The following is a 7243-nucleotide window of genomic DNA, read 5'->3' on the forward strand; positions in this document are numbered from 1 at the left end:
GACCGTGGATTCACCCTACCCGCGACGAATACCGGCTGTCCGAGCCGGACCCAGGCACTCCGCACTCCGGGCCGCTCACCCAGGCCCACCGGGCTCCGGTCGCGTCGGTGAAGTGAATGATCAGCGCCTGATCGCCCTGGAACCGCGCGTAGTCGATCACCTCGACCACCAGTGGGGCCGATCCGTGCTCCGCCGCTACGCCGGCCAGACAGCTGGTCAACGCGACCTCGTCGGTCAGCCGGGCCAGTTGGTCCGACCCGTCGGGTGAGGGACGGCGGTCGCCCTCGGCATCCACCTGCGGCTGCCCGCCCGGGGTGTTGCCGGTCGCCCGGCTGGCAGCCGGAGCGTTCGGGCCGTAGGCGTCACCGAGGGTCTGCGGGGTGTAGTTCGTACCACTGTGCAGTGCCGGCCCGGTGGTGCGGACCGTTCCGGACCCCGCGACGCCCTCGGGCGCGCTCGCCGGTCGGTTCAGGGCAGTTGTCCCGCTGGAGTCGTCCGATGCGCGCATCGAGAACTGGTTGAGGCCCAGCGCGACGGCGATGACGGCGATCGCGGCAGCGGCCACGGGTGCGCCACGGCGGGCCCAGCCGCGCTGGCGGCGGCCCGGACTGGACGACACCCTGCGCCCGACGGGTGTGGGAGCGGGCGGCCGACGACCGGCCCCGCCCTGCGCCGGTACGACCAGCGGCGTCACCGGATCGCCACTGGGCGCCTCCTCGGTCGAGGTGTCGTTCGTCGGCCGCGCGGAGGCCAGCGCGGCCAGGAGACGGTCGGTGATCGCCGACGGCATCTCCGGGGACGGCTCGGCCCAGCGGGTCAGGTCCGTCCGGACCTCGGCCACGGCGGGGGCCAGCAGCGCGTACGCCTCGGCCCAGGACGGGTCCTTGGCTACCAGTTGGGCGACCTCGTTCTGCTGCGGAGTGCCGTCCAACGCCCCGCCGAGGTAGTCAGCGAGCAGGTCGGCGTCGACCTCCCGGAACCCCTCGGTCGTCACGTGTCCTCCTGGTTGGCGTCCCGCCGGTACCCACCCGACCTGGATCCGACGCCCTCCACCGGGCTGGGGTTCCCTGGCGTGACGCCCGGCACGCCCGTGATCGGCGCGGCCGGGCCCGGTCGAGCCGAGGGCTTCCCGACGGAAGTGGGGCGGAGATGCCCGAGCAGCACGGCCAGCCGGGCCCGGCCCCGGGCACATCGGCTCTTCACCGTGCCCTCGGCGACGCCGAGGATGCGGGCGACCTCGGCGACCGAGTAGCCCTGCACGTCGACCAGCACCAGCGCGGCGCGTTGCTCAACGGGCAGCGCGGCGAGCGCCTCGCGGACCACCAGCACGGTGTCGTGGTCCGTTGCCGGTGCTGCCGGCTCCAGCCGGCCGGTGCCCGATCCGTCCTCGGCCCGGTTGCCGTCGGGCAGCGGCACGGTCGGGTGCGCCTGCCGACGTCGGATCCGGTCCAGGCAGGCGTTGACCACGATCCGGTGCAGCCAGGTGGTGACGGCGGAGTCACCGCGGAAGCGGGCCGCCGCGCGATGGGCCGACAGCAGGGCGTCCTGGAGTGCGTCGGCGGCCTCCTCGCGGTCGCCGAGGGTCCGCAGGGCCACCGCCCACAACCGGTCGCGGTGCCGGTGGAACAGTTCGGCGAAGGCGTCCCCGTCTCCGGCTACGTGCGCGCGCAGCAGTTCCAGGTCCGTCGCGGCGGCACGTCCGTCCATCACCGCGTCCAGTGCGTGCGGTGCCTGGATCGTGGCGCCCGGCTCACGACCCCTGGACCGTAATCTCCTGCACGCCCAGCTTGAACCCGCCCTCGACCGGAGCCAGTTCGGTGATCCAGAACAGCAGGTACTGGTATTTCTGGTCGGCGTCGAACCCGTTGAACGTCATGGTGGTGCCGTCGTGGTCCTCGAACGGCTGGCCGATGGGGGTCTTGTAGCTCGCCACCAACTGCTTGTCACCGCTGCGGCTGGACGGCGGGTTGGTGGTGCCGGCGAGCAGTTGGGCGGACGCGTTGGTGGCCGACAGCACCGCCTGCACCGACTTGACGGTGTGCGGCTCGCCGAGGTCGATCCAGACGCCCATGCCCTTCTTCAGGTTGCCGAAGTTGGGCCTGTTCAGGTAGGTCTCGGTCTCCCAGCCCTTGTCCTCGTCACCGTCGATGACCTTCTCGGCGTCCCGGACCTCGCTGCGGTTCTTGCTGTCCGGGTCGATGATCCGGACGTCCTTGATCGTCAGCTTGCGGGCCGTCGCGGCGGCCGGGGTGGCGTCACCGGCCGGGGCACTGGAGGTCGGCGCGGCGACCGGGTTGGACTGCGGGTCGTCGTCGCCGCCCAGCGCGATGATCCCGATCAGCAGACCGACCAGGGCGACGGCCAGCAGGCTAGCGATGCCGACGGCGACCTTGCGACCCCCCGCCGCGGCCAGCGGCGACGGCTCTTCCCCGGTCTCGGCGGCAAACCGCAGCGGCCCGCTGTTGTCGAGGTAGTGCTCGTCCTCGGCCGGCACGTCCAGTCGCGCCAACTCGGCGGCGAGCACGTCGGAGGACGGCGGCGCGATCTCGGCGTCGAGCAGGTCCATGGTCAGGTCGTCCAGGTACGCCGGGACGCCCGCCCGAACCTGGCGGGGTGCGGCGATGGCAGCTCCGGCGTCCCGAACAGCGTCCGGGATGGCGGCGCGACCGTGGCCGGCGGTGGCGCCGCGCAGCGGTGCCTCGGCGTGCGGCCAGGAGCCGGTCAGCGCGAAGTAGAGGACACCGCCGACTGCCCGGATGTCGTTCTCCTGGCTGTCGGCGCCGTCGGTGCGGGCGTCGGCCAGGACCACGCGGCCCTCGTCACTGATCATGACGGTGCCGGGGTGGACATTGCCGTGCACCATGCCGGTGGCGTGCACCGCGGCGAGCGCGCTCGCGACAGCGTTGCCGATGGCGGTGGCCCGGGCCGGATCCAGGGGGCCGTCGGCCGCCAGATCCCGCAGGGACTGCCCGTCGACCCACTCGCGCACCACGTACGCCCGGTCGGCCTCGTCGATCGCGTCGTACACGCCGACCAGGTTGGGGTGGATGACCCGGCTGGCCGCGACGGCGGCCTGAAGCATCTCGGTGGCGGAGTCGCCACCCGGGTAGCGCAGCACCACGGCAACGGGGCGGCGCAGGATGACGTCGACCCCGCGCCAGACCAGCCGACCCGCACTGTCGTTGTTGATGTGCTCAACCAGCTCGTACCGCTCGGCGAGGACTTCACCGGCCGTGGGAGCACCGAAGGTCATGACCGGAGGAGCGCTTTCGTCCGCCTCCTGACCCTCGCCGACCTGGGTCACCCGTCCTCCCTCGGTGATCGTGTCGATCGATGAACCCGAACTGCTGGGCATGTGGCTTCCCGCTCTGCCGTTGAAGGAACCGGCCGACCGGTGTCGACGCCCAGCGTCGACCCCTGCCGTACCCGTCGAGAGCGACCTTACCCGGGTTGCCCGTCTCTCCGACATGTCATCTTCCCGCCGTAACTGGCGGGGTTCTGGCAGTCGGAGAAGTCGTCCGGTTACGACCGTTGTCAGCCACGTTGCTGGCACATGTACTAGCTAATCTACGGCTTCACCGCAAGTAGCCGACGCCGGGGCTAAGGCGGCTTGGCGCTCGCGCTGCCTCGTACGTTCCCACCGATCGGTTCGCCACGCTCAGCCGTACGGTTGGTTATCCACAGGCTGAAGCGGTGGTTGACCGGCGAATCGCGGAGTTATCCACAAGAGCATCCCCAGCCTGGTGATCCGTGGTCACGGTCCGCATGAGTGCCAACTTGTTGTAATCGGATGCTGTCGCTCAGCGACCGAGACGGCGGCGGACCATCCCGACCACCTCGGTGATCTCCCCGATCCGCAGCAGCATGGCCAGACCCAGGTAGGTCCCGCCGATCACCGCGCCACCGATCACGAGCTGCACGACAGCCTGCATCCAACTTGGCCGGTCGCCGCCGGGCAGGAGATTCACGACGAGGAGGCCGACCAGGGCGGCCCCCAACGCGGCGATCGCCACTCGGCCGAGGGTGCGCAGAATGGCGCCCATCCCGATCCGACCTACCCGGGGCCGCAGCAGCCAGGCCGAAGCGAACGCCGCCGCCAAGTAGGACACGGCGTTGCCGATCATCATCCCGGCCGCGGCGAAGTGGGCGGCGAAGGCGACGTAGAGCACCACCTGCACACCGATTCGCAGGGCCACCACCGGGATGTTGATCAGCGCCGGGGTGCGGGTGTCCGGCAGGGCGTAGAAGGCGAAGGTGAAGAGCTGGCTGATCGCGAACGGCACCAGCGCCAGCGCCGCCAGGAGCAGCACCAGCGAGGTGTCCGCCGCGTTCTCGTCGGTGAACGCGCCGTAGCGGAACAGCGTCACGGCAAGTGGAGTCGCCAGCACCGCGTAGCAGACCGCGATCGGGGCGAGCACCGCCGAGACGGTGCGGGTGCCCCGGGACAGGTCGGCGGCGACGTCGGAGTACCGACCGTCGGCCGCGGCCGCGCTCATCCGGGGCATCAGTGCGGTGATGATCGATACGGCGATGATGCCGTGCGCCATCATCAGCAGCAGGAACACGTTGTTGTAGATCAGCGGGCCGGCGGCGTTCTCCTTACCTGCCCGGTTCAGCAGGTTGAAGAGCACGATCAGGCCGACCTGGCTCACCGCGACGTAACAGAACATCCAGCCGCCGAGGCGTCCCAGCTCCCGCAGCCCGAGGGTCCGGAAGTCGAACCGGAACTTCCACCGGAAGCCGACCTTTCGCAGCGCCGGCAGCAGCCCGGCGGCCTGAATCGCGACGCCGAGCAGGGTGCCGCCACCGATCAGCAGAATCCGGCCGGTGGTCATCTCGTCCGGCTTGACGATCTCCGCCCCGAAGATCGCTATGTACAGTCCGGCGGTCGCGATCACCACGATGTTGTTGAGGATCGGCGCCCACATCGGCGCAGCGAAGTGCCCGCGGGTGTTGAGCACCGCGCTGATCAGCGCGCTGAGGCCGGTGAAGAAAATCATCGGCAACATCAGGTACGACAGTGCCGTGACGAGGTTCCGGAAGTCGGTCCCCGTCTTGTCGCTGGCGTAGAGCGACGTCAGCACCGAGGCGAAGGCGACCGCGATCAGCGCCGCCGCGGCCAGGGCCAGCACCGCGAGGGTCAGCAGCCGCTGGGCGTACGCCTGACCGCCGTCGGTGTCGACCCTGCGCCGGCGAACCAGCACGGGGATCAGCACGCTGGTGAGGATGCCGCCGAGTAGGAACTCGTAGACCATGCCGGGCAGGATCTGCGCGGTGGTGTACGCGTCACCCACCAGCGCCCCACCCAGCGCGGCGGTCAACGCCAACGTGCGCAGGAAGCCGGTGCCCCGGCTGACCAGGCTGCCGATCGCCATCACCGCGCTGTTGGCCGCCGCGCTCGCCTCACCCACCTGCTCCTGCGGCGGCGCGGTCGACTCCATCGCCGGCTGGTTCAGCGGTTCGGCGGAGATGAACGTGGCACCGTCCCCGGGACGGGTTCCGGCCCCGCCGTCGTTCGCGGCGTTGGCGCTGCGGTAGAGCCCGCCGCTCATCTCCAGCCTCCCAGGGGTACGTCGAGTCGGACACCGACCCGCACGCCACAGACCATAGTCAACCCACAACCGTTACCCGCGCCCGGCGGATCGGATCACACCCTGGCCCGATAAGCTGGCGATCCCATGTCCGAAGCCTCCGCTCCTCACGCCGCCGACCGCCGCGAACTCACCGCCGCGCAGCGCAACGCCGTCGCCGAACTGCTCCGGGTGTCCCCGGTCGCCGACGAGTTGGGCCGCCGCTTCGTCCGCGCCGGTCACGAACTGCACCTGGTGGGCGGTTCGGTGCGGGATGCCCTGCTCGGTCGACTCGGGGACGACCTCGACTTCTGCACCGACGCGCACCCCGACGAGACCCTGCGGATCATCAAGGGCTGGGCCGAGTCGATCTGGGAGACCGGTCGGGAGTTCGGCACCATCGGCGCTCAGCGCGACGGCCTCCGGCTGGAGATCACCACCTTCCGCGCGGAGTCGTACGACCAGGTCAGCCGCAACCCGGTGGTGGTGTACGGCACCAGCCTCGACGAGGACCTGAAGCGGCGCGACTTCACCATCAACGCGATGGCTGTCAGCCTGCCGGACCACCGGTTCACCGACCCGCACGGCGGGCTGGCCGACATCTCGGCCAAGGTGATCCGTACCCCGAGCACGCCGGGTGAGTCGTTCGGCGACGACCCGCTGCGGATGCTGCGGGCCGCCCGGTTCGCCGCCCAGTTGCGGTTCGCGGTGCACCCGGACGTGCACCTGGCGATGACCGAGATGGCCGCCGACCTGGACCGGATCACCGCCGAGCGGATCCGCGACGAGTTCACCAAGCTGCTCTGCGGCGCCGACCCGATCACCGGGTTGCGGCTGCTGGTCGACACCGGGCTGGCCGAGCGGTTCCTGCCGGAGCTGACCGGGCTGAAGCTGGAGATCGACGAGCACGCCCAGCACAAGGACGTCTACGAGCACACCTTGACGGTCGTCGAGAACGCGGTCTCCTACGAGGAGGAGGGCTGTGACTTCATCCTGCGGATGGCCGCCCTCCTGCACGACGTGGGCAAGCCGGCGACGAAGGCGGTCGGGTCCGACGGCCGGGTCAGCTTCCACCACCACGAGGTGGTCGGCGCCCGGCTGACCAAGGCCCGGATGAAGGCGATGCGGTACCCGAAGGAGGTCACCGCGAAGGTGACCGCGCTGGTCGCGCTGCACCTGCGCTTCTACGGGTACGGGCGGGGCGAGTGGACCGACTCGGCGGTGCGCCGCTACGTCGCCGATGCCGGTGACCTGCTGCCCCGCCTGCACAAGCTGACCCGCTCGGACTGCACCACCCGCAACCGGCGCAAGGCGGCCCAACTCGCGGCCGACTACGACGCGCTGGAGGATCGGATCGCCCGCATCGCCGCCGAGGAGGACCTGGCCCGGGTCCGACCCGACCTGGACGGCAACGCGATCATGGAGCTGCTCGGCGTACCGCCGGGGCCGGTGGTCGGGCGGGCCTGGAAGCACCTCAAGGAGCAGCGCCTTGAGCACGGCCCACTGGACCGCGACGCCGCCGAGGCGGAGCTGCTGCGCTGGGCCCGAGCCGAGGGTCTCATCAGTTAGTCCCACCCCACCCCTCCTCGCGCGATCTTGCACTTTCTGCTGCGACATAAAGGGGCGCTCTGCCCATATCGCCAGCCGAAACTGCAAGATCGCGCGAGGAGGGG

The 7243-nt window shown here is 70.7% G+C and carries 5 protein-coding genes; 1 reads left to right on the forward strand and 4 read right to left on the reverse strand.

Features of this window, described 5'->3' with window-relative positions:
* Positions 1-10: 10 nt before the first annotated feature.
* The 4 genes from DLJ59_RS20410 to murJ all read right to left on the reverse strand — a co-directional run bounded on the left by DLJ59_RS20410 (position 11) and on the right by murJ (position 5552).
* The gene (locus tag DLJ59_RS20410) at positions 11-994 is read right to left on the reverse strand and encodes a hypothetical protein (RefSeq protein ID WP_124774236.1); all 984 of its coding nucleotides are present in this window, start codon (positions 992-994) and stop codon (positions 11-13) included.
* The gene (gene sigM / locus DLJ59_RS20415) at positions 991-1707 is read right to left on the reverse strand and encodes an RNA polymerase sigma factor SigM (RefSeq protein WP_124774237.1); all 717 of its coding nucleotides are present in this window, start codon (positions 1705-1707) and stop codon (positions 991-993) included. The genes DLJ59_RS20410 and sigM overlap by 4 nt, the downstream gene beginning before the upstream one ends.
* Before the next feature lie 43 nt (positions 1708-1750).
* Positions 1751-3355: a protein kinase family protein gene (locus DLJ59_RS20420; RefSeq protein ID WP_124774238.1), complete on the reverse strand. Its 1605-nt coding sequence runs from the start codon at positions 3353-3355 to the stop codon at positions 1751-1753.
* A 445-nt stretch (positions 3356-3800) separates the two neighbouring features.
* Entirely contained in the window at positions 3801-5552 is a 1752-nt protein-coding gene (gene murJ, locus DLJ59_RS20425) for a murein biosynthesis integral membrane protein MurJ (RefSeq protein ID WP_124774239.1), read from the reverse strand.
* A gap of 126 nt (positions 5553-5678) precedes the next feature.
* On the opposite strand from murJ, the gene DLJ59_RS20430 reads away from it, so the two are divergent.
* Entirely contained in the window at positions 5679-7139 is a 1461-nt protein-coding gene (locus DLJ59_RS20430; RefSeq protein ID WP_124774240.1) for a CCA tRNA nucleotidyltransferase, read from the forward strand.
* The last annotated feature ends 104 nt before the right edge of the window (positions 7140-7243 follow it).

It is taken from the genome of Micromonospora inaquosa (assembly GCF_003857055.1).
Taxonomy (GTDB): Bacteria; Actinomycetota; Actinomycetes; order Mycobacteriales; family Micromonosporaceae; genus Micromonospora; species Micromonospora inaquosa.